A 22,547-nucleotide genomic window follows, 5' to 3' on the forward strand; every position below is an offset into this window, starting at 1 on the left:
CTGGATTACCTCCGGGTGGTGGCGGCCTGGGCCGCGGCGATGGTTCGGGTGGTCGAGCGCCCGTCCAGGTACGGGACGATCACGGTGCGGCCGCCCCAGCGTTCGACGAGTTCCGTCTCGGGAACGGAGTCGTAGTCACCGCCCTTGACCCAGACGTCGGGCCGCAGCCAGGTGAGCACGGCCTCGGGTGTCGGCTCATCGAAGATCACGACGGCGTCCACGCAGTCCAGCGCCGCGAGCAGGCGACTGCGATCGATCTCGCCGTTAAGCGGCCGGTCGGCGCCCTTGAGGCCGCGCACGGAGTTGTCGCTGTTCAAGCAAACGATGAGGCAGTCCCCGAGCTTGCGGGCAGCGCGCAGAGTGGCGAGGTGGCCGATGTGCAGCAGGTCGAAGCAGCCGCCGGTGGCGACGACGGTCCCGCCGCGCGAGCGCGTCTCGGCGGCGAGACGGCCGGCCTCGTCGGCCCCGATCCGCTCCCGCGACCCAGCAGTTTCGTCGTGCGGTTCCAGCAGCGCGGTCACGCCACCACCGGCCACATAGGCCGAAGCGGCCGCGACAGCTCGCTGCACGGCCTCGGAGACCAGCGCGCCATCGGCGAGGGCCAGCGCCGCCGTCACCGCGAAACGGTCGCCCGCTCCGCAGGTATCGCCGGCCACGACCGTGGGGGCGGGCACCACGAGCGGCGTCGGCCCGGAGTGGCAGAGGACCGCTCCCTCGGCGCCGCAGGTCACCACGACAGCGCCGGCGCGCCAGTGCTGCCGCAGGACGTGCCCGGCACGTTGAGCGGCGGCGAGGGTGGATCCGCCGCCGCCGGCGTCGCCGGCGAGCTTGCGCACCTCCGCGGCGTTCGGGGTGACCAGGCGGGCGTTCGGCACCGGCTGCGGGCCGGACGGGTGCGGGTCCCAGACGATCGGCGCCCTGGTCTCCTTCAGCGCGCGGCGCAGATCCGGGTGCCGGGCGACACCCCGGCCGTAGTCGCTGACCAGCACGGCGGTGGCATCGCGCAGCAGGTCGAGCACAGCGCCGGGCACCTCGCCGGGTGGCCGCGGCGCGCCGCCGCGGTCGAGGCGGAGCAGGACCTGTCCGTGCGCCCGCAGCCGCACCTTCTCCGGGGTCGGGCCGGGCATCGGCAGCGCGTAGACCTGCACGCCGGCGGCGGTGAGCAGCTCGCTGAGCCGGGCGCCGCCGGCGTCGTCCGCGAGAGCGGTGACGAGGGCGACCTGCTGGCCGGACGCGGCGGCGAGCAGGGCCGCGAGGCCGGCGCCGCCCGGCCGCTCGCGCACCTGCTCCTCGTCGAGAACGGGGGCCGGCGCGTCCGGGGCGACCCGGTGCACGCTGCCCTCGACGTCCCGGTCGAGCAGGGTGTCGCCGACGATCACCAGACTCATACGCCCACCTCCAGCTTGATCTCGTCGATCCCGGCGAAAGGGGCGGCCGGTCGCCCGTTGAGAACCGCGGGCAGAGCCCGGTCGAGGTATTCGCACATCAGATGGACCGAGACCAGGTGCAGTTCCTGCACGACCTGGCTGTCCGGCGACGGGCAGCGCAGCGCCTCGTCGCTGGCGTCGGCGAGCGGACCGCCGGCGCCGGTCAACGCCCAGCTGCGCATCCCGCACTCCTTGGCGGCACGTACGGCGGCGAGCAGGTTCGGGCTGCGGCCACTGGTCGACATCGTGAGCAGCACGTCGCCGGGGCGGCCGTGCGCACGTACCTGCCGGGCGAAGATCTCCTCGAAGCCGTAGTCGTTGCCGATCGCGGTGACGGCCGAGGAGTCCGGGGTGAGCGCGATCGCGGACAGCGGCCGGCGCTCGTCGCGCAGGCGGCCGACCAGTTCGGCGGCGAGATGCTGGGCCTCGGCCGCGCTGCCGCCGTTGCCGGCGACCAGCAGCCGGCCGCCCTGGCCGAGGTGCCAGGCGAGCTCGGCACCCCAGCGGGCCAGCCGGGCGGACGCCGCGCGGTACGGGCCGATCGCGGCGGTCAGCGCCGTCAGGTGCGCGTCGGTCGGGGAGAGATCAGGCGAATCCATCAGGCGAAGACCTCCGGGGTGGGTTCGGTGGCGACACCCGCGACGCTGGCGTAGACACTGGCGAGCCGGGCGGTGACGCAGGGCCAGGCATAGGAGTGGGTGGCTCGATCGAGCGCGGCCGCGGCATACGAGAAGCGCCGCACGTCGTCGATGACGAGGCGGCGCAGTGCCGCACCGAGCTCGACCGGGTCGCGAGCCGGCACCAGGTCGCCGGTGACCCCGTCGACGACGGTGTCGACGAGGCCGCCGACGGCGGAGGCGACGACCGGAACGCCGCACGCCATCGCCTCGAGCACGGTCAGGCCGAACGGCTCGTACCAGGGGGTGGCGGCGAGCAGGTCGGCGGAGCGGTACCACTGCGGCATCTCGTGCGCCGGCACCGCGCCCGCGAGCCGGACCCGGCCGGACACACCGCAGCTCTCGGCCAGCCGGCGCAGCCTCCGGGCGTACGGGTCGCCGGCCAGCTCGCCCTCGGGCGGGCCGCCGACCACCACCAGCTCGGCCCGGGGCACCGAGGGCAGGGCCCGGACCAGGTCCTCGACGCCCTTGCGCTCGACCATGCGGGCCACGGTGAGGATGCGCGGGCGACGGCGGTCGCGCGACACGGCCGGTCCGTCGGGGCGGAACCGCTCGACGTTGACACCGGAAGGCACGAGCGACATCCGGCCGCGTGGCACGCCGAGGCGGACCAGTTCGTTCACCTCGTCCCGGCACTGCACGATCACTCGGTCGACCGCCCGGCCCAGCTCACGCTCGTAGGCGACGCGTCGCGGCGGGCTGGTGTCGGCCGAGCCCTGGTGGCGGCGCTTGACCGAGCCGAGCGCGTGAAAGGTCTGCACGACCGGCACCCCGGCGCGCCGTCCGGCGGTGACCGCGGCCAGCCCGCTCATCCAGAAGTGTGCGTGCGCGACGTCCGGCCGCCATTCGTTGCGCCAGTCGTCCGCCAGCCACTCGGCGAACTGGCCCATGTGCGGCAGCAGCTCATCCTTGGACAGTGCGGCCGCCGGCCCGGCCGGCACGTGCACGACCTCGGCCCGGTCACCTATCGGCACCACCATGGGCAGGTCCGGGCAGTCGCGCCGGGTATAGACGCGCACCTCGTGCCCGGCCGCCGCGAGGGCACCGGCGAGCTCCGCGACGTGGGTGTTCTGACCGCCCGCATCGATGCCGCCGAGCGCGGCGAGCGGACTGGCGTGTTCCGATATCAGCGCGACGCGCATGTTTCCTCCTCGATCAGCCGGTCCCAGTCCGCCAGGAACCGGTCCAGGCCGTAACGGGCGAGGGCGACCTGGCGGGCGCGGGCGCCGAGGTTGCGGGCTGCGGTGTCGTCCTCGAGCAGCCAGTGCGCGGCCTCGACGAGTGTGCTGACCCGGGTGTCCAGGACTCCGGCGTCCGGTGGCACCGCGGCGGTCGCTTCGGTGGTCGCGAGCCCGATGACCGGCATGCCCATCTGCATCGCCTCGATCAGGCTCAGCCCGAGCGAGGTCCAGCGGCACAGGTGCAGGTAGGCACGACGGCGGGCGACCTGTGTGTGCATCTCGTGCTGCGGTGGGTCGTCGTACGGGGTGATCCGTGGCCCGCGCAGGTCCTCGACGCCCATGCCGAAGACGTCGAGCGGCGCCACCTGGGCGAACCGTGGGAACAGGTCGGTGCCGGTGACCCGCCCGCGGCGTACCGGCTCGTTGGTGACGACGGCGAGGTGACCGAGCTCGCCGCTCCAGCGCGCGACCGGCTGGACGATGCCGTGCTCGATCACCGTCGTCCGGGTGCCGCCGGTGTCCCAGAACAGCTCGTTGAAGTCGGTGACATGGGCGATTACCAGGTCGTCCCGGTCGGCCACCGGATGCCGACTGTTCGGCACGTCGCCCTTGGGGGTGTTGTGCTCCACATAGATCACCGGCAGCCCACGCGGCACCAGCTCGAGTTCCTCGGGCCGCTGCACGACGGCCACGTCCGCGTCCCGGATCTGTTCCAGAGGCAGCTCTTCGACCGATGCGGGCCAGTCGAAGGTCTGCGCCCGGCCACGGCCCCAGGCGTCGCGGGCGTCGTTGACCGGGATCAGGTAGCGGTGTTTGCCCTGGACGAACGAGGTCGTCCAGGAGCCGTGCACATGCCAGAGAAGGATGTTCACGCGACAGCCTCGGCAATCTCGGCGGGGGCGGCGAGCCGCGCGACGGCCGCGACCACCTCCGCGGGTTCGATGGTGGACAGGCAGGGGTGGCCGCCGGCCGGGCAGGTGGTGGCCCGGGTGCCGCGGCAGGGCGCGGCGGGGTCGCCGAGCCGGACGTTCGGCACGCGGTAGGGACCCCATTGGCCGTAGGGAACGGTCGGGGCGTAGAGACTGACGACCGGGGTACCGACGGCAGCGGCGAGGTGGGCCGGACCGGTGTTGCCGACCACCACGCAGGCGGCAGCGGCGAAGATCGAGGCCAGCTCCGACATCGAGGTACGCCCCGCTTCCTCGCCCACGTCCCCGGCGACATAGGCGGCCAGGTGACGCTCGCCGGGCCCGGCCGTGACCAGCACGCGATGGCCGCCGGCGACGAGCGCGGCGACGATGCCGCGGAGCGTCTCGGGCGGGCAGGACCGGGCCTCGCAGCTGGCTCCGGGGTGAACCACGACATACTTTCCCGGTCCCCGGCGCACCGCTCCGACGATCCGCAACCGGCCGTCGTCACCCTGCGGGAGGGCGAAGCCGGCCGCCGCGGCGACGCTGCGGGCCCGTTCGGCTTCCGGCAGGCCCGGGGGTACGCCGCGGTGCCGCACGTCGAGCAGCGAGCCGGGATAGTCCTCGCTGATCGCGGTGATCCGGCCGATGCCGGCCATCCGCATCAGCAGGGCGAGAGGCAGCGCTGACTGGTGGAACGAGGTGAAGACGACCGCCTCGCCGGCTCCGGTGGCCCGTAGTCGTTCGATAAGGGCGGCCATGTCGGCCGGGTCGACCGGGCCGGGCTGCGCGTCGATCCACGGCAGCCGCCATTCGACGATCTCGTCGACACCGGGCAGCAGCTCGGCTGCGTGCCGGCCGCGCGGGCCGCAGAGCAGCACCACCCGCTCGGCGCCGGCCGCGACCGCCCGGACGGCCGGTCCGGTGACCAGCACGTCGCCGGCCGAGTCGGAGCGGACGACCAGCACGGTCCGGGCCTGGCCAGAACGCGGCACGGGCGTGACCAGGGCTTCACGTCGCAGGACCAGGTCGGCGGCCGCCGTAAGGGTGCCGGCGACCGCCGGTGCCGCGGCGACCTCGGCAGCCAGAGTGACCGGGGTGGGTACCAAAACGGCGGTGGCACCCGCGGCCTGGGCGGCGTCCATGTCGCGGCCGATGTCGCCGACCATGACGCAGCGGGCCGGGGTGATGCCGAGGGCCTCGGCCGCGGCGATGACCATGCCGGGGGCGGGTTTGCGGCAGCGGCAGTTCGCGGTGTCGTCGTGCGGGCAGATCTGCCAGGTGTCGAACGGGCCCAGCAGGTCGTCGACGCGGCGGTTCACGGCGGCCAACTGGCCGGCGGTGAACCGGCCCCGCGCCAGACCGGACTGGTTGGTGACCACGCCGAGCCGCAGGCCCGCGGCGCGCAGGCGATCAAGTGCCTCCCGGGCGCCGGGCATGGGCTCGACCCGGGCGGGATCGCCGTTGTAGGGCACGTCCACGATCAGGGTGCCGTCCCGGTCGAACAGAACCGCGTCGAAGAGTTCGCTCACCGGCCGCCCTCCGCCGAGCGGGACGCGACCGGCCGGGCGGGCACGGAACCGGAGGCCGCCGGCCGGGACAGCGCGGACCACCCGGCCGGGCGGCGGTGCGCCGGGGGCGGCCCGGCCGGCTGCGAACAGAGGGGCCCGGCCGCGCGCCAGCGCAACCAGCCGCGCAGCCAGTGGACGATGGCGACCGGAGGTATCACGGCGCTGGTGGCCACCATCGTGGCCACCTCGAGCGGATCGCGGGGGCCGGGGGCGATGCGGGCGGTGGCGAACTCGGCGGTGCCGGCCGCCCAGACGAGCCCGGCGCCGGCCGCGACCGCTTTCCAGCCCGGTCGTCCGCCCGCGGCGGCCAGCGCGGCGGCACCGGCGGCGACGAGGGCGGCTGTGATGGCGACGTGCCGGTGGCGGCGCCCGGGCGGGATCTCCAGGCGTTCACGCCAGCGCGGGCCGTAGAGCCGGCGCAGCAATGCGTCGTCGGCATTGCCGCGCTGAGTACGCACGCTGACCCACCGGCCCTCCGGCCGTACCGGATGGGTGACCCGTCGCCGGCCGCGCCGCAGCGACCATCCCTCCCGGCGTACGCGGAAGGCAAGCTCGGCATCCTCCCGGAAGGCCCGCGGCAGACGCTCGTCGAAGCCGCCGCAGCGCGTCAGCGCGGCGCGGCGGTAAGCCATGTCGGCGGTGATCCAGGCGCCGTCGGCGAGCCCGGCTGTCACCCGTTCCCAGTCGGTGGGCCGCCGGTCCGCGGGCAGCGGCACCCGCAGCACGCCTTGCACACCGCCGACGTCCTCCCCCGCCTCGGCCAGGTCGTCGGCGAGCCGGTCGGCCCAGTCCGGATCGGGCAGCACGTCGTCGTCGAGGAAGGCGATCCACTCGTGCCAGGCAGCGCGCCACCCCGTGTTGCGGGCTGCCGCCGGTCCCCGGGCCGGCCCGTCGAGGACGGTGGCCCCGATGCCCGGCGGCAGGACGAGTTGCGGGCGGTCGCCGGGGCGGTCGTCGACGATCAGCAGCTCGAACCGGTGCTTCGTGAGGCCGGGACCGAGCGCCTCGAGGAGGACGCCGAGGCTCGGCCGGCCGAGCGTGGGCACCACGACCGTCGCGGTCACTTCTGGAACGCCGTGGCCCGGTGGACCGCGAACGGCCCGATCGCGAGCAGGTCGACCGGCGCCGAGCCGAACAGCTCCATCGCCTCGCGCGGGGTGTCGACCATCGGCCGGCCGGCCGTGTTCAGCGAGGTGTTGACCACCACGGGCAGCTCGGTGAGCCGCTCGAACTCGGCGAGCATCTCGGCTACCAGCGGCTCGGTCCCGGTGTGCACGGTCTGCACCCGGGCGGTGCCGTCGACGTGGGTGACGGCCGGGATGCGGTCCTTCCACTCCGGTTTCACGCGGTGCACGAAGAGCATGTACGGGCTCGGGTTGACGCCTTCGAAGATGTCGTCGAACCGCTCGGCCCGGACCATCGGGGCGATCGGCCGGAATTGCTCGCGGCCCTTGACGTCGTTCATCCGGGTCTGGGTGTCGGCGTCGCCGGGGTGGGCCAGCAGCGAGCGGTGCCCCAGCGCGCGCGGACCGTACTCGCTGCGGCCCTGATACCAGGCGACGATGCCGTTGGCCGCCAGAACGCGTGCGGCCTCGGCGGCGATCGACTCGGGCCGGGTGTAGGGCAGTCCGGCCCGCCTCAGCTCGGCCTCGAGCTCGTCGTCGGTCCAGCCGCGGCCGAGCGCGGCGGTGGTGAACGGCACGTTCCGGCCGGTGACGGCCAGGGCCGCGCCGAGCGCGGTGCCGGAGTCGCCGGCCGCGGGCTGCACCCAGACCCGCTCGTACGGGCCCTCGGCGGCGATTCGCGCGTTCGCGACGCAGTTCAGCGCGGTGCCACCGGCCATCGTGAGGGTCTTCGGGCCGCCGGCCGCCTCGTAGGTCCAGCGGGCCAGGTCGAGCAGCACCTCTTCGAGCCGAGTCTGCACACTGGACGCCAGGTCGGCGTGTGCCTCGGTCATCTCGCCGTCGGCCGTCCGCGCCTTGGCCAGGGCGTCCCAGTCGATCCGCTCGACCGTGAAGCCACCGTCGTCGGTGGTCCGCACGAGGTCGCGGAAGACGTTGAGGAAGCGGGGACGGCCGTAGGAGGCCAGCGCCATCACCTTGTACTCGTCGCTGGAGTGCAGAAAGCCCAGGTGGCGGGTCAGGTCCTCGTAGAGCAGCCCGAGGGAGTGCGGTAGCTCCTGGCATTTCAGCACCTCGAGCTCGCCCCCGCGGTAGGCCCCGGCCAGGTGGCTGGCCACCTCGCCGCGCCCGTCGAGCACCAGCACCGCGCTGTCCTCGGGCACCGAGAGGCCTGCGGACGCGGCGTGGGCGACGTGGTGCGGCACGAAGCGCACCTGCTCGGGGTCGAGACCGGGCAGCGCGGCGCCGAGGAACTGCGGAGCACGCCGGGCGTAGTCGACGCGCAGGTGGTCCCACGGGTCGTTCAGACCGAGGCTCGCCGCGTCGCGGGACAGGCCCGGGTCGAAGGAGTAGGCAACGGCGTCGAGGTCGCCCGGCCGCAGCCCAGCCTCCTCGAGACACCAGGCCGCGGCCAGTTCGGGCAGCTCCCAGGCGGCGAACGGGACCGGCCGCTTGCCGTGCTTGCGGCGGCTGAACCGTTCCTCCTCGGCAGCAGCCACCACCTGACCGTCGACGACCAGTGCAGCCGCCGGGTCATGGAAGATCGCGTTGATTCCCAGCACTCGCATGCGGCGCCGGGTACCCACCGATCTTTGGCTTATTCGCTAGATCATCGACTTCTTCAGGACAAATTTTGTCGGCCATTACCTGCACTGATAGTTCACAGACCATCGACGCCGAGAAGTTTGGCCTCGTTGGCAACGGGCAACCGCCCCGGCATGTACGAGGTTGAGCAATTGGTATCGAACATCTGGGGACAGGGCGGTTCGAGCCGGAAGTCGACCGTCCTCAACCCGGCGGACGGCACGCCGGTGACGCTGCTGCACCACTCCGCTGAGGAAGATGTGGCGGCGGCGGTGCGAACCGCCCGGCAGGCCGCGGCCGGATGGGCCACCACCGCCCCGGCGGCTCGCGCGGCCGCCCTGCACGCGGCGGCGACCGCAGTGACGGAAGCGGCCGGTGAGCTGGCCGAGTTGATGAACGCCGAGATGGGTAAACCGGTCGACGGTGCCCAAGAGTCGATCATGGCCGGGGCCGGCACCTTACGCCAGTACGCGGAACTCGGGCCGACCCACCGCGGCCGGGCCCTGGCCGGCAACGACGAGGCGATCGACCTGATGGCCCACACACCGCGCGGCGTGGTCGCGGTGATCACCCCTTGGAACGACCCGGTGGCCGTCTCCTGCGGCTTGCTCGGCGCGGCCCTGGTCACCGGCAACACGGTCGTGTACAAGCCGAGCGAGCGCACCCCGGCCACCGGCTGGCGCCTCACCCAACTGCTCGCCCCGCACTTCCCGGACGGCGTCCTGTCCCTGGTCAACGGCGATGGCTCGGTCGGCGCCGCGCTCGCCGCCGCACCGGTCGACGTCGTTGCCCAGGTCGGCTCGACGAGCACCGGCCGGTCGATCGCGGCCGCCTGCGCCCGCACCGGAGCCAAGGCGCTGCTGGAGAACGGCGGCAGCGATCCCCTGATCGTGGACGCCGGCGTCGATCCGGTCTGGGCGGCGGGCCAGGCCGCGGTCGGATCTTTCGCCAACTCGGGCCAGATCTGCGTGGCCGTCGAACGCATCTACGTACACCGCGATGTCGCCGGGCCATTCCTCGACGCCCTGGCGGCCGAGGCGGACCGCTGGGCCGCCGACCTCGGCCCGCTGGTCGATCGACGGCACCGCGATGCCGTCGACGATCAGGTGCAGCGGGCGGTCAAGGACGGCGCCCGGGTGCTGCGCGGCGGTACGGTGCCGTCCGGACCGGGGTCCTTCTATCCCCCTACGGTGCTGGCCGACTGCACCGACGAGATGGCCGTGATGCGGGACGAGACGTTCGGGCCGGTGGCGCCGGTGGCGCCGGTCGACTCGTTCGACGAGGCGCTGCGCCGGGCGGCGGACTCCTCGTACGGCTTGGCGGCGAGCGTGCTCACCGGCTCGATGAGCCACGCCCAGCAGGCCTGGCGCACCCTCCCGGCCGGCACGGTCAAGGTCAATGCGGTGTTCGGCGGCGCGCCGGGCGGCGCCGCGCATCCCCGCCGAGGCAGCGGGCAGGGCTTCGGGTACGGCCCGGAGCTGTTGGACGAGATGACCGCGACCAAGGCCGTGCACCTGGAGGCGCCCCCGACGGGCTGGTGAGCCCTCCGGTTCGCTCAGCATGATCCGATCCGTGCCCCGCCCCGACCAGCGGGGCACGGTTGCGGTTGCGGTCCGGTTGTACATGGTCAAACGGCCGAAGCAGGTCAGAAGCGCTTCCCGATAGGGCGTACGGCGCCGAGGTACGGCGTACGTCGCACCTGGGGGGACCGCCGTCTTGGCTCCGATGCTCGCACCGCTACGCGAACGCAACTACCGCCTCTGGGCGGCTGCCGACCTGGTGTCGACGGGCGGCACGTGGATGCAGGTGCTCGGGCTGAACTGGGTCGTCCTCTCGGTGACCGGCTCGGCCACCACCATGGGCTTCACGGTGATGGCGCAGGCCCTGCCGGTGCTCCTCCTCGGCGGCTGGGGTGGCGCCCTCGCCGACCGGCTGCCCGCCCGGCCGCTGCTGATCGCCTGCCAGGTGATCCGGGCGCTGCTGGCCCTGGCGCTGGTGTTCGACACCGGCCGGCTGTGGCCGATCTATCTGGTGGCCCTGCTGTCCGGGGTGATCAGCGCTGTCGAGGGCCCCAGCCTGGGCCGCTTCGGCTCGGCGCTGGTGTCCCGCGAAGCGCTCGGCTCCGCGCTGGCGCTCGGCTCGGTGCTCAGCTCGGCCGGCCGGATCGGCGGCATGGCCGTCGGCGGCGTCCTGGTCGGTCTGACCGGCCCCGCACCGCTCTTCGCGATCAACGCGGCCTCGTACCTGGCCGTGATCGGCGCGCTCGCCGTCATGCGCCCCGGCTCGATGCGGACGCTGGCCGAGGCGCCGGCATCGGATCAAGGGGTGCGGGCCGGCCTGCGCTACGTGCTCGGCCAGCCGGTGGTCCTCATCGTGCTGGCGATGTCGTTCGTGCTCGGCTCCCTCGGCCGCAACTACCAGGTGACGATGGCCGCCATGACCGCCGGTCCGCTGCACGGCGGCCCCGGCGCGTACGGCGTGCTCTCGACGGTCTTCGCCGCCGGCGCCGTGGCCGGCGGCCTGTTGCTGGCCGGCAGCGGCCGCGCCACCCTGCCGACGCTGGTCGGCGCCGGCCTGATGATCAGCGTCCTCCAGCTCTTCTCCGGCCTGGCCCCGAACGTGCTCGGTTTCGCGGCGCTGATCCTGCCGATCGCGGCGGGTGCGGTCATCCTCGACACGGTCGTCTCGACGAGGGTGCAGCTGGACACCCGCGAGGACATGCGGGGCCGGGTCCTGGCCGCGCTGGGCATGACGTCCTCCCTGTCGGGCATCGTGGGTGCACCGCTGGTCGGCTGGCTGTGTGACACGGCCGGTCCCCGGGGCGCGCTGGTGCTGGCCGGCGTCGTCACCACAGCGGCGGCCGCGGCCGGCGGGATGGCGCTGATCCGGGCTGTCGGCCGGCAGCCGCAGTCCGTCGTCCCCACCCTCGGCCGCACCCTCGTCGAGCAGCCGGCCTGATCTCCGGCCGTCGCCGCCCGGCCGACATCTCCGGGGCGAACCTCGAGGCCGGCCGCTACTCGGTCGGGTCCGCGACATGCACGACCCGCTCCGCGACGATGCCCACGAGCCGATGCCCATCGATCACCGGCAGCCGGCGAACCTGATGTTCGGCCATGGTCCTGAGCACCTCGGCGACGTCGTCGTCGGCACCGATCGTGACCGGCTTGCCCTGGGCCAGCTCGCCCGCGGCCACCTGCGCCGGGTCACGCCCCTGGGCGATCGCCTTGGTGACGATGTCGCGGTCGGTGATCATGCCCTTGAGCCGGTTGTCCTCGCCGCAGATCGGCAGCGATCCGACGTCGAGCTCGGTCATCTTCCGGCCGGCGTCGGCCAGAGTCTCCTTTTCCGCCACGCAGGTGACGTCGGGACTCATGATTTCGCGCGCGGTAGTCATGGCAGCTCCTCATTCTCGGTGGTAGCCGCCGCCTACCCCGCGGTGACCCCGATGAGCATGTTCAAACCTGCCAAAGTGGATGATCACACCTCACCCCGCCACCCACGGTCGCGGCACCGGGCGACAGGTTGTTCCAGGCGACTCATCGGTCCGGCCTGCCCTCGTCGCCGCGCGGCAAATGCGGACCATCGCCGGGATGCCGGAGGGTGGGAATGCTGCGGTGGACCGCCTCCGGGGACCACTCCGTCAGCACCAGGGTGGTGTCGTCGGCAGCCGGGCCACTGTGGTGGGCGCCAACCGCGCGGGCCAACCGGCGCAACATTTCCGGGGCCGGCAGTCCATCCGCGGCATGGCGTTCGGCGTGGTCGATCAGCGCCTCGACGCCGAACATCGCGCCGTTGGCGTCGCGCGCCTCGATGACCCCGTCGGTGTAGAACAGAAGCCGATCGCCGGGCTCGAGCTGCTCCGTGCCGACGCGCTCTCTGGTGTCGTTGAGCCCCAGCGGCATGCGCCGGCCGCCCGGCAGCTCCCGGATGAACTTTCCGCCGCGTAGCAGCAGCGGGGCCGGGTGCCCGGCGTTGATGTAGCGCAGCACCCCGGTGGCCATGTTGAGCTCGCCGAGCACGGCCGTCACGAACCGGGCGTCGTCGAACTGCTCGAGCAAGGCCGCATCGGCGGCCCGGACCTGCTCGTGGAGATCGTGTCCGGCGCGGCGGGCGGCGCGGGTCGCGGTCACGGCGACGGCGTACGCGAGACCGGCCCGAAGCCCGCGACCGACGCCGTCGAAGATCGCCATTCGCGCGAACTCGCCGTCGAGGGCGTAGTCGTAACCGTCGCCGCCGATGTCGTACCGGGGCTCGAGGACCGCACTGAGGGTGAGTCGTTTGCAGCTGACCGTCATCGGAGGGAGTATTTGCGAGAGCAGCTCGGCGCCGTCGGACATGGGCCGGGCGCGGCGGACCTGCATCAGGTAGTCACCCTTCGCCGCCGTCACCGTGATCAGGTGCCCGACGAGTCCCGCGATCGTCTGGCAGCGGCGCCGGGTGAGGTCATCGTGCCGGTCGACGTCGTCCGCGAAGGTGAAGCCCAGCACGCCGAGCCGATCGGTGCCGTTGACCACGGGCACCCACCATCCGTCTCCGCCGGCCATGAGCACCGTCTCCACCAGGCGAAAGGCCCGTCCGGGCAGGGAAGCCTCGAGCGAGAGGGGGCCGGCGACCGGCCGGGCGTCCTGCGGCACGATCCGCAGGTCGCGCTGTTCCTCATCGACCAGGTAGAGCACCGTACGGATGCCGAGGGGCGCCATCGCCGCACCCACCGCGCCGGCCAGCTCGTCGCCTTGGAACAGGTGCGATCGGTCGAGAACGCGGCCCAGCGCCTCGAGCCACAGTGCCTCTCCCGCATCACTCATGGTCGACTCCATGACCGGGGAGACCGGGCGGCAAACCCATCTGCGGTTGCCCGGCCGGTTTCAAGGCGCTATTTGCGCGCCTTGCGCGTGCTTTTCGACGGTGACAGAGTCGGGGTATCCGGGGCCGATGGACAGTGGATTCAGCGGCTCCCGGTTAGCTCGCCCGCCAAAGGGTAGCCACGGCTCATGACCGAGCAGGACCAGCTGGCAAGCATGGGCGGGGAGACTGCCGCCGATTTCGACAGCGCCGGTGGCGGGGAGACCGTCGCCCCGCAGCGGTACACCCTCTCCGATGCGTCCGGTCTGCTGCGCCGCGAGGAGTTGATCGCGGTCGACGCCTGGTGGCGGGCCGCGAACTATCTCTCGGTCGGGCAGATCTACCTGCGCAACAACCCGCTGATGCGGGAACCGCTGACCGCCGAGCACATCAAGCCCCGGCTGCTCGGGCACTTCGGAACGGTGCCCGGCCTCAACCTGGTGTGGGCACACGCCAACCGGCAGATCATCGCGCGCGGTTTGGACGCGGTGTTCGTGGCCGGTCCCGGTCACGGTGGTCCGGGCCCGAACGCCTGCGCGTGGCTGGAAGGCACCTACTCGGAGCTGTACAGCAACATTCCGCAGGATGCCGCTGGGATGCGGGCCTTCTTCGCACAGTTCTCCTACCCCGGCGGCGTGCCCAGCCACTGCGCACCGGAGACACCCGGCTCCTTCCACGAGGGTGGTGAACTGGGCTACTCCCTGTTGCACGCGTACGGCGCGGCGCTGGACAACCCCGGCCTGACGGCCTTCTGCGTGGTCGGCGACGGCGAGGCGGAGACCGGTCCGCTGGCGACGAGCTGGCATGCCAACAAATTCCTCAATCCGGTACGCGACGGGGCCGTGCTGCCGATCCTGGCGCTGAACGAGTACAAGATCGCCAATCCGACCCTGCTCGCCCGAATCCCCGAGTCCGAACTGATGGAGCTGATGCGCGGCTACGGATACGCGCCGGAGATAGTGGCCGGCGACGATCCGGCGACCGTGCACCAGCAGTTCGCCGCCGCGCTGAACGACTGCCTGGATCGGATCGCCGAGATTCAGCGGGCGGCCCGCGACGGCGGCGACCACACCCGGCCGGAGTGGCCGATGATCGTGCTGCGCACACCGAAGGGCTGGACCTGCCCGCCGATCGTGGACGGGCAGCAGGTGGAGGGCACGTTCCGCGCACACCAGGTGCCGCTGCCCGGCGCCCGCACCGACGACCGGCACCGGCAGGTCCTCGAGCAGTGGCTGCGCTCGTACGGTCCCGAGGAATTGTTCGACGACACCGGACGCCCGACCGTCGCGTTGCGGGAGTCGGCGCCCTCGGGTGAGCGGCGGATGAGCGCCAACCCGGTGACCAACGGCGGCGTCCCCCTGCGCGACCTGCGGCTTCCGGACTGGCGCGACTACGGTGTCGAGGTGAAGGCGCCGGGCGGCACGCAGCACGAGGCCACCCGGGTGCTGGGCGGCTGGCTGCGCGACGTCACCGCGGCAAATCCCGCCAACTTCCTCACCTTCGCCCCGGACGAGCTGGCCAGCAACCGCCTGCAGGACATCCTCGAGGTCACCGGCCGGGACTGGCAGGCGGAGGTCGGCGAGTTCGACGAGAAGATGGACCGGCAGGGCCGGGTCATCGAGGTGCTGTCCGAGCACATGTGCCAGGGCCTGCTCGAGGGCTACCTGCTGACCGGCCGGCACGGCGTGTTCACCTGTTACGAGGCGTTCATCCACATCGTCGACGCGATGTTCAACCAGCACGCCAAGTGGCTCGAGGCCAGTGCCGAGGTCGCGTGGCGACGTCCCCTGGCCAGCCTCAACTACCTCTTGTCATCGCACGTGTGGCGGCAGGACCACAACGGCTTCACCCACCAGGACCCCGGCTTCCTCGACGTGGTGATGAACAAGAAGCCCAACATCGTCCGGGTCTATCTGCCGCCGGACGCCAACACCCTGCTTTCGACGTACGACCATTGCCTGCGCTCGCGCCATTACGTCAATGTGGTGGTCGCCGGCAAACAGCCACAGGCGGATTGGCTGTCCGTCGACGACGCCGCACTGCATTGCGCCCGCGGCGCCGGCATCTGGGAGTGGGCCGGCCACAACGACGACCCCGGCACCCTGCCCGACGTCGTCCTTGCCTGCGCCGGGGATGTGCCCACGCTGGAAACCCTCGCCGCCGCGGCCATTCTCCGCGAGCGCCTGCCCGGCCTGCGCGTCCGCGTCGTCAACGTGGTCGACCTGATGCGCCTGCTGCCGGCCGGCGAGCACCCGCACGGGCTGCCGGACAGCGAGTTCGACACGTTGTTCACGACCGACCGGCCGGTCATCTTCGCTTTCCACGGCTACCCGTGGCTCATCCACCGGCTGACCTATCGGCGCACGAACCACGCGGGACTGCACGTGCGCGGCTACAAGGAGAACGGAACGACGACCACCCCGTTCGACATGGTGATGCTCAACGACCTCGACCGCTATCACCTGGTCATCGACGTCATCGACCGGGTGCCGTCGCTCGGCGCCCGCGCGGCGGGGCTGCGCCAGGAGATGGTCGACGCCCGCCTTGCCGCCCGGATGTGGACCCGCGAACACGGCATCGACATCCCCGAGGTGGCGAACTGGAGCTGGACGAACTAGCGCGTACCGGCCGAGATCGGGATCGGCGGCTCGATCCCGGTCGTCGCCACCCTTCAGGAACAGTTCCCCGAGGCTGCCGTCCTGGTCACCGGCATCGAAGACCCGTACTGTGCCGCTCACGGGCCGAACGAGGGCCTTCACCTCGCCGAATTCACCCGTACCTGCCTCGCCGAGGCGTTGTTGCCGCGTAACCTGGCCCCACCCGCAGGCGGTTGATCCTGGTAGGAGAACCGGCTCGGCCACGGCGGCCGAACCGGCTCCTCCGCTGCCGGGAAGCTACCGCCCGGGGTGGGCCCGCCCACCTGGGCCGCTACTTGGTCGCGCGGCCGGTGAGCTTGTCACGGAGCCGGTCGACCAGCCCCACGCCCGGTCCGACCGCCTTGTGGAACAACTCGCTGTTCGGCGCGCCGGGATGCGGCCGGGTCGGCGCCAGCTTCTTCGCCGTCTCCACCTTGCCGGCCAGCGCGACCAGGTCATCGTGCGGAATGTGCCGGCGCAACTCGGGGAACTGCTCCGTCTCCTCGTCCTGCACGTGATCGGCCAGAATGGTCTCGAGCTTGCCCAGGGCGGTGTCGAACTCGGCACTGGACACGTCGGCCGCTTCCAGTTGTTTCATCGTCTGCTCGAGCTCCTTGTGCTCCTCGACGTCGTGCTCCACGGCCTTGTCGCCGTCGGGCAGATGCTTGCGCATCGCCGGGTAGACGTACATCTCCTCGGCGACGGCGTGCCGCACCAGCTCGCTGATCGCGGTGTCGGTCAGGTCGCGACGGATCATGGGATCGGTGACGGTCCAAATCTCGGCGATCAGCGCGGTCACGTCGCGATGATCATTGGTCAGGATGTCGACGACGTCGGTGCCGGCGGTGTCGCTCACTGGTCTCCTCCAAGGTGGCTGCCATGCGGACAGCCGCCGCGTACCCCGAAATGCGCCGCCTAATACTGCTGACCGGAGCGAACAGCCGCAGCCAGCGCTGCCCGGCGGGCCGGCCGTGCGACTACACCGCCATCACGCGGCCACGAGCTCACCCGCACCGCTCATCGGTACGGCGTGACGTGGTGTACCGCGTCCAACGGATTCTCGGAACGGACCGAGCCGGTCACCCGCAGCACGACCCGGCTGCGCGGCAGAGCCGGAATCCGGCGCAAGGAAATGGTCAGGTCCTGCTCCGGCACCTCGTAGTCGAGCCGGGCGAGCCGGATGAGCAGAGTGGCCAGCAGTGCGAGGGTGACGTCCTCGCCCGGGCACCGGTGGCCGGTGCCCGGGTCACCGCCGCCCTGCGGGATCAGCTCGTCACGGCGGGGTTCCCGGTCGAGGAAACGGCCGGGATCGAAACGGTACGGGTCCGGCCAGAGCGCGGGATCGTGGTTCTGCCCGTAGATGTCCAGCAGCACCATCGCACCGGCCGGGATGTGCGCGCCCTGCCAGTCCAGGTTCCGCACGGCCACGCCGCCGACGAACGGAGCGAACGGGTAGAACCGGCGCAGCTCGTGGGCGAAGGCGACCGCCCACGCCAGGTCACCGGCCCGCAGCCGCTCCCGGTGCTCCGGCCGGCGGTGCAACGCGTGACCGGCGAACGTGACGAACCAGGAGACCGCGACCGTCGGGCGGATGACGTTGAGCAACTCCACCGCGGCTCGCCGGGCGTCGATCAGCCGCCCGTCGGTCTCGGTGTGCGCGGCTACCAGTTCCAGCACCGAATCGGCGGGTGCGGCCACCTTTCCGTCGCGTACCCCCTGGATCAGCCCGGCCAGCCGGCGCTCGCAGCGGCCACGGGACCGGCGCGCCCGCCAGTGGCGCGGCCCGAGCGTGGCGAACCCATCCACCATCGCGGTCAGATCGGCGGCCATCTGCGCGGTGTCCCCGGCGGCGAGCGGGACGCCGGCCCACTCACACACCGCCCGGGTGATCACGCGGGCGGCCTCGTCGAAAAGCACCACCTGCGGCTGCCCTGCCCACTGCCCCACCGACTCGTCCCACCTCTGCCCGGTGAGTTCCGCCAGCCGACCGACCTGGCGGGCATCCTTGAGCACCGACAGGAACATCATTTTGCGGTTGCGATGGTCCACACCGTCGAGCGTGTGGATGGCGCCGTGCCCGAAGAGGGTTCCCTGCACGGGTTCCGGGATCGCGCCGTGCCGGCGCACGTGCGACTCGTCGTAGAAGAACCGCACCGCCTCAGGCCCCCGCAGACCGACCGCACGCAGGCCCATCAGCCGGGTCTGCACGATGCCGGCGTTACCGGCGCGTCGCCACCGCCCCGGGAGCCAGGAATAACCCTGGGAGATCAGGCCCAGGCTGTCGTCGAAGTAGAGACGTCGATGCTCAGACATGCGCGCCATATGCCCAGCTGTCGCTCGCGGAAACCGCGGGCCGGCTCAGCCGGGCTGTGCACCTGGCCACCGTCGCCGAAGGCATCGAAACCACCGCCCAGGAGAGCGAACTGCGCGGCCTCGGCTGCACCATCGGCCAGAACTACCTGTACGCCGAACCGCTGCCCGCCGCCGCGCTCACAGACCTGATGGGCTGTCCGGTCCCGTTATCGCCTAGAACTCAGGGCCGCTGCCGGCCTGCCTCTGACTGGTTGACCGGCGGGAGAGCAGGCGGTGGGGGCGGCGAAGTCCGCCACCCGAACCGGGTGGCGGACTTCTGGAGGACGTGGTGTCAGGGCGGCGACCGCTGCGTGGTGACGGGATCGGCGGGGACCTGGTCGGTCGTCGCGGCCGGCCTGGTCTGCCCGCTGCCGGGTGGGGATGATGGTGGTTCTGGCTGGCCGGTCGATGGGGCGGGTGGTGGCGGGGGGTCGGGCGGCTCGGTGAAGTTCGCGCCGATGAGGGCGTCGAATTCGTCGCGGACCCAGTCGGGCTCAGCGGTGACGAGGTCGGTGAACGCCTCGTCGAACCCGTGGTCCCATTCGGGGGACAACGCCGTCTTGGCCTGGACCGTGAACGTGTTGGTCATGCCGGTCACCACCCGCCACATCCGATTGCAGCAACAGAGTCGAGCTGATGAAGGCGTTCGGGTCAGCCCGTGATGACTTTCTGGTCGGTGTGCTGACGCCCGGCCAGGTTGATCTTGCGGGGCTTGGCCTTCTCGGCGATGGGGATCCGCAGGACCAGGACACCGTTGTCGTACGCGGCGTCGATGCGCTCGGTGTCCAGGGCGTCGCCGAGGAACAGCTGCCGGGAGAACACCCCGAGCGGGCGTTCGGTCAGCTGCGCGATGGCGTGCTCGCCCAGGTCGATCGGCCGGCGCTCGGCGCGAACGGTCAACACGTTGCGTTCCACGTCGATGTCGATCGCGTCGGCGTCGACCCCGGGCAGGTCGAACGCGATCACGAACTCGTCGCCGTTGCGGAACGCGTCCACCGGCATCCCGGTCGGACGGGACCAGGTCCCGGCGGCCGTGGCCCCGAACAGTTGCTGGGCGAGCCGGTTGACCTCGGTGAAGGGTTCGCTGCGCATCAACATGATCCCACCTCCTGCTGTCTCGACGTGACGGTCAATGCGCGATACCGTTTTTCTAACACGTCATCGCCGCGATGACAACCGGAGCGTCAACAAAAAGATGACAAGAGGATGCGGATGCCCGTGACCGAGCCGTCCCCCGACCGTGAGACCTCCTCGCCGGCGCCCCCGATGAACCCGTTGGACCTCGGCGCCGCCACGGCGGCGCTCGCTGCCACAGTCACCCAGGTGGGGAGGAGCGCTCCTGGTGACATCAGGGTGAGTCCCGCGGAACTGCTTGAGGCGCTGGTGCTGTTGCGCCGGGCGCAGAGCGAACTCGCGGGCTTCGAGCCGATCCTGATCGCCGCTGCCCGCGCTGCCGGCGTTTCCTGGCAGGCAATCGCCCCAGCGCTGGGTGTCGCGAGCCGGCAGGCCGCCGAACGCCGCTACCTGCGCAGCACCGCCAGCCCCACGGAACAACCCGGCGCGACGCGCGACGCCCGCGTACAGGCCGAACGTGACCGCCGGGCCGGAGACCGGGCCGTCACCCGGTGGGCCAACGACCACACCGCCGACCTGCGCCGCCTGGCCGGGCAGATCACCGCACTCGCCGATCTCGACGACGCCGCCGACCAAGCCCTCGCTCAGCTGCACAACGCGCTCGGCGAACCGGACGCATCGACGTTGCCCGCCCTGCTCGCCGCGGTCCAGCGCCACCTGCGCCGGCATCCTGGGCTGACCGGCCAGATCGATGCCGTCACCGCCCACACCGACCAGATCCGAAAGCACCCCGCACGGCAACACGGCATCGGACCCCAGGAGCACGGCGGCAACGGTTCGGACTGACGGCATGGCATCAGCATCCTGGGGTACCGGCCAGAAGGTGACCGGGGAACGGCAGAGGAGCAGCCAGGAAAAGGCGCGCACGGCTGCGGTGATGCGCTCGACCGTCGAGCAGTTGAGGCTGGCCGCGACGACCTTTGAGGCCCGCGCGGCAGCGTCGCGGAACCCGCAGACGGCCATCCGGCTGCGGGTGCTGAGCGTTGCCGTGTCAGCACAGGCAGATGACATCCAAGAACGCGCAGACCGGCTGACGCACGACCCGGCCGGCGCACCTGGCCAGGTAAAAGCGGGGACCGCGGCGGGTGACGATGAACGGCCCCTGCCCTGATGGGAGGACCGCATGACGGGCGTTGCCGGCGCGGAGTTCAGCGCCGCGGGGGCGGTCAGGGGTGTTGGTGGGCCTGGTTGTGCCGCAGGGCTTGTTCGAGTTGGTCTTCGAGGATGATGATGCGGCAGGCCGATCCCATATCGGTCCCCTGGTCGCACATCTCGCGGGCCCGGGCCGCGAGGCGGATCTGGTAGCGGGAGTAGCGGCGATGCCCGCCCCCGGAACGGAACGGATCGATCAGTTTCGCCTCGCCGAGGCGGCGCAGGAAATCCGGCGTACAGCCGATGATCTCCGCGGCACGGCCCATCGTGTAGGCGGGGTAGTCCTCGTCGTCGAGCATGTCGTCGGGTTGAACCACATACACCTCCAGAACGAGGGCCCCGGCACTGTGGAAGCGCCGGGGCCCAAGGGTTTCGGGACTAAATACACCATCTACCGACCGGAGAGTCGGATTGTCGTATCCGCACCAGCCCTGTGTAAGGGATTCGGGTGCGAGGACCGCATAAGCGTGACCGGAGACCACCTCTCGTTCGATGGAAACTGCGGTGTCCGCGCCCAACCCAGTCCTGCGGTCGGCGGCGGGCGATCCAACGGTGTAAGACCCTCCCTTTCCTCAGACTTCTCTCTTACCTCGTACAGTCCGCCGGTCACGGAGCCCCACGCGACTTCATGGCCCCGAACACGTGCGACGAACCACCCTTACCTGCGGCGAAGCCCTGAAACCTGACCTCGGCCTCGCCGCCTGTTCACCCGGCACTGGAACAAGTTGTCCCGGGCTCCTGCCGAACTTTTCTGTCAACTGCGGTGTTACTCCTATATCACCTGCATCAAGGCTGAGCCGGGTCGTTGTCGGTCCGGCTCCCTCGCCCCGTCTGGGCGGTTCTTCGTCTGCGTCTTTAGCGATGCTTCGTTCTCGACCAGAAGAAACTTAACCGACAGGAGCGAGCATGTCTAGTAACTTGAGCATAGATTTTCTCCGGGGTGGTGGACAGCTTGCCGGCGCCGTCGGACCGCCGAGACACAACGATCCGGTGCTGTTCGCAAGCCCCACTCGTCTGGATCGACGCCGGGCTCCCGGCCCGCCTAAGCCTTAGCCCAGTCCGTAGGCTGCTGCGGAGCTCCGCCTCCTCGCGCTCGCCGTATCGTTCGTTGATCATGCTCACGCAATGGAGTAGCCGTGTTATCGGTATCGATCGCGCAACACGTCCGACAAAGATCGGCCAACCGCTCTCCGATCGACTGACGGTGCCGACACGAGCGAAGCGTGCCGAGCTAGTCGGGCGAAAGAGGCAGCAATCCCGGCGGCACCGCAGGCCTGTCGTCGACGAGGGTCGCGAGATCACCCATCGAGATGCCGGTCGCGCCGACCCACCGCAGCGAGCAGGAGACACCGAGCCGAGCCGAGACTCCCGCGCATCCGAGGGGCACTCTGTCGCGTGCACCGGCATGGCGAGTGTCGACGTCCCGGACGTTCTCGGGCCGGAATCCGGGACCGCCCGCTCATCGTCCGCGATAGCAGCACGGTGGCGATCCCGAAGAGCAGGCCCTGAACGATGAATCCGGAGTTCATGACGACGTGCAGCGGCGAGTTGAGTTCGCGGCCTTGGAACACGCCAGCCGTTGCGGATCCGAGGTCGCAGATCCAGTTGTCGGCGTAGCTGTAGCTGGACGATTTCCACGCCGCGGCCGGGATCGCTTCGGTGGCGAGATAGATCGCCGCGCCCACGACGAAGGGGGCGGAGCAGTTTCATGAGGTGTTCCATTGCCGTCCAGGTAACTGATCAGCCGTCGCACTTGGAGGGAGAGGTGTGTCCGAGGGGCGAGTCACGGCGGCTCTTGGAGGTGGCGGATGCCGCGGGTGAAGGCGTGTACCCAGGAGGAGTCGGAACGTGTCAAGAATTTTGAGGCGGGTTGATCAGGGATTCTTTGAGTGAATCTGCTGGTCACCGTGGTTGTCTGCGGGTGGATTGATCCATGCCGTTTCGGGCAGGATTGCCGGTTCG

19 protein-coding genes and 1 pseudogene are annotated in these 22,547 nt (G+C 71.3%); 6 read left to right on the forward strand and 14 right to left on the reverse strand.

Annotation, left to right across the window (positions count from 1 at the left end):
• Nucleotides 1–5: 5 nt before the first annotated feature.
• From AB0E90_RS49555 to AB0E90_RS49585, 7 genes are read right to left on the reverse strand one after another with little or no spacing between them, the layout of a single operon-like run.
• Nucleotides 6–1,388, reverse strand: coding sequence for a PfkB family carbohydrate kinase (locus AB0E90_RS49555; RefSeq protein WP_360420469.1), 1,383 nt, complete (start codon nt 1,386–1,388; stop codon nt 6–8).
• Nucleotides 1,385–2,026, reverse strand: coding sequence for an SIS domain-containing protein (locus AB0E90_RS49560; protein ID WP_360420471.1), 642 nt, complete (start codon nt 2,024–2,026; stop codon nt 1,385–1,387). Before AB0E90_RS49560 ends, AB0E90_RS49555 begins: the two co-directional genes overlap by 4 nt.
• On the reverse strand, nt 2,026–3,246 hold the full coding sequence (locus tag AB0E90_RS49565) for a glycosyltransferase (RefSeq protein WP_360420473.1): 1,221 nt from the start codon (nt 3,244–3,246) through the stop codon (nt 2,026–2,028). Before AB0E90_RS49565 ends, AB0E90_RS49560 begins: the two co-directional genes overlap by 1 nt.
• Nucleotides 3,231–4,157: a glycosyltransferase gene (locus AB0E90_RS49570; protein WP_360420475.1), complete on the reverse strand. Its 927-nt coding sequence runs from the start codon at nt 4,155–4,157 to the stop codon at nt 3,231–3,233. Before AB0E90_RS49570 ends, AB0E90_RS49565 begins: the two co-directional genes overlap by 16 nt.
• The gene (locus AB0E90_RS49575; protein WP_360420477.1) at nt 4,154–5,725 is read right to left on the reverse strand and encodes an HAD-IIIA family hydrolase; all 1,572 of its coding nucleotides are present in this window, start codon (nt 5,723–5,725) and stop codon (nt 4,154–4,156) included. The genes AB0E90_RS49570 and AB0E90_RS49575 overlap by 4 nt, the downstream gene beginning before the upstream one ends.
• Nucleotides 5,722–6,828, reverse strand: coding sequence for a glycosyltransferase (locus tag AB0E90_RS49580; protein ID WP_360420479.1), 1,107 nt, complete (start codon nt 6,826–6,828; stop codon nt 5,722–5,724). The genes AB0E90_RS49575 and AB0E90_RS49580 overlap by 4 nt, the downstream gene beginning before the upstream one ends.
• Entirely contained in the window at nt 6,825–8,453 is a 1,629-nt protein-coding gene (locus tag AB0E90_RS49585) for a carbamoyltransferase C-terminal domain-containing protein (RefSeq protein ID WP_360420481.1), read from the reverse strand. The genes AB0E90_RS49580 and AB0E90_RS49585 overlap by 4 nt, the downstream gene beginning before the upstream one ends.
• A 150-nt stretch (nt 8,454–8,603) precedes the next feature.
• Between AB0E90_RS49585 and AB0E90_RS49590 the strand changes: the two genes are divergently transcribed.
• Nucleotides 8,604–10,010, forward strand: coding sequence for an aldehyde dehydrogenase family protein (locus AB0E90_RS49590; RefSeq protein ID WP_360420483.1), 1,407 nt, complete (start codon nt 8,604–8,606; stop codon nt 10,008–10,010).
• Between the two features lie 184 nt (nt 10,011–10,194).
• Complete coding sequence (locus AB0E90_RS49595; protein WP_360420485.1) at nt 10,195–11,427, forward strand: MFS transporter; 1,233 nt, start codon at nt 10,195–10,197, stop codon at nt 11,425–11,427.
• A 55-nt stretch (nt 11,428–11,482) separates the two neighbouring features.
• On the opposite strand, the gene AB0E90_RS49600 is transcribed toward AB0E90_RS49595, so the two are convergent.
• Together AB0E90_RS49600 and AB0E90_RS49605 are read right to left on the reverse strand one after the other, a co-directional pair.
• The gene (locus AB0E90_RS49600) at nt 11,483–11,863 is read right to left on the reverse strand and encodes a CBS domain-containing protein (RefSeq protein WP_360420487.1); all 381 of its coding nucleotides are present in this window, start codon (nt 11,861–11,863) and stop codon (nt 11,483–11,485) included.
• Between the two features lie 142 nt (nt 11,864–12,005).
• Nucleotides 12,006–13,274 (reverse strand): PP2C family protein-serine/threonine phosphatase, encoded by a 1,269-nt coding sequence (locus AB0E90_RS49605; RefSeq protein ID WP_360420489.1) that lies wholly within the window; start codon nt 13,272–13,274, stop codon nt 12,006–12,008.
• A 186-nt stretch (nt 13,275–13,460) separates the two neighbouring features.
• On the opposite strand from AB0E90_RS49605, the gene AB0E90_RS49610 reads away from it, so the two are divergent.
• On the forward strand, nt 13,461–15,929 hold the full coding sequence (locus AB0E90_RS49610) for a phosphoketolase family protein (protein WP_360420491.1): 2,469 nt from the start codon (nt 13,461–13,463) through the stop codon (nt 15,927–15,929).
• Between the two features lie 6 nt (nt 15,930–15,935).
• Nucleotides 15,936–16,145, forward strand: a pseudogene (locus tag AB0E90_RS49615) (dipeptidase); the annotation flags it as partial.
• Nucleotides 16,146–16,239: 94 nt separating this feature from the next.
• On the opposite strand, the gene AB0E90_RS49620 reads toward AB0E90_RS49615, so the two are convergent.
• The 4 genes from AB0E90_RS49620 to AB0E90_RS49635 all read right to left on the reverse strand — a co-directional run bounded on the left by AB0E90_RS49620 (nt 16,240) and on the right by AB0E90_RS49635 (nt 19,397).
• Nucleotides 16,240–16,803 carry a hemerythrin domain-containing protein gene (locus tag AB0E90_RS49620; RefSeq protein ID WP_360420493.1) on the reverse strand — a complete coding sequence of 188 codons (564 nt, stop codon included), beginning with the start codon at nt 16,801–16,803 and terminating at the stop codon, nt 16,240–16,242.
• Nucleotides 16,804–16,964: 161 nt separating this feature from the next.
• A complete protein-coding gene (locus AB0E90_RS49625; RefSeq protein WP_360420495.1) occupies nt 16,965–18,260 on the reverse strand; it encodes a cytochrome P450 in 1,296 nt (431 codons plus the stop codon).
• 331 nt (nt 18,261–18,591) lie between these two features.
• Nucleotides 18,592–18,888, reverse strand: a complete 297-nt coding sequence (locus AB0E90_RS49630) for a hypothetical protein (RefSeq protein WP_360420497.1) — start codon at nt 18,886–18,888, stop codon at nt 18,592–18,594.
• A gap of 62 nt (nt 18,889–18,950) precedes the next feature.
• The gene (locus tag AB0E90_RS49635; RefSeq protein ID WP_360420499.1) at nt 18,951–19,397 is read right to left on the reverse strand and encodes an Hsp20/alpha crystallin family protein; all 447 of its coding nucleotides are present in this window, start codon (nt 19,395–19,397) and stop codon (nt 18,951–18,953) included.
• Nucleotides 19,398–19,505: 108 nt separating this feature from the next.
• Here AB0E90_RS49635 and AB0E90_RS49640 point away from each other — a divergent pair, with 108 nt between their 5' ends.
• Together AB0E90_RS49640 and AB0E90_RS49645 are read left to right on the forward strand one after the other, a co-directional pair.
• Nucleotides 19,506–20,219 carry a hypothetical protein gene (locus AB0E90_RS49640; protein WP_360420501.1) on the forward strand — a complete coding sequence of 238 codons (714 nt, stop codon included), beginning with the start codon at nt 19,506–19,508 and terminating at the stop codon, nt 20,217–20,219.
• Nucleotides 20,220–20,223: 4 nt separating this feature from the next.
• Nucleotides 20,224–20,544, forward strand: coding sequence for a hypothetical protein (locus AB0E90_RS49645; RefSeq protein ID WP_360420503.1), 321 nt, complete (start codon nt 20,224–20,226; stop codon nt 20,542–20,544).
• A gap of 55 nt (nt 20,545–20,599) precedes the next feature.
• On the opposite strand, the gene AB0E90_RS49650 is transcribed toward AB0E90_RS49645, so the two are convergent.
• Nucleotides 20,600–20,884 (reverse strand): MerR family transcriptional regulator, encoded by a 285-nt coding sequence (locus tag AB0E90_RS49650; protein ID WP_360420505.1) that lies wholly within the window; start codon nt 20,882–20,884, stop codon nt 20,600–20,602.
• Nucleotides 20,885–22,547 lie beyond the last annotated feature (1,663 nt).

This window comes from Actinoplanes sp. NPDC026619 (genome assembly GCF_040638295.1).
Taxonomy (GTDB): Bacteria; Actinomycetota; Actinomycetes; order Mycobacteriales; family Micromonosporaceae; genus Actinoplanes.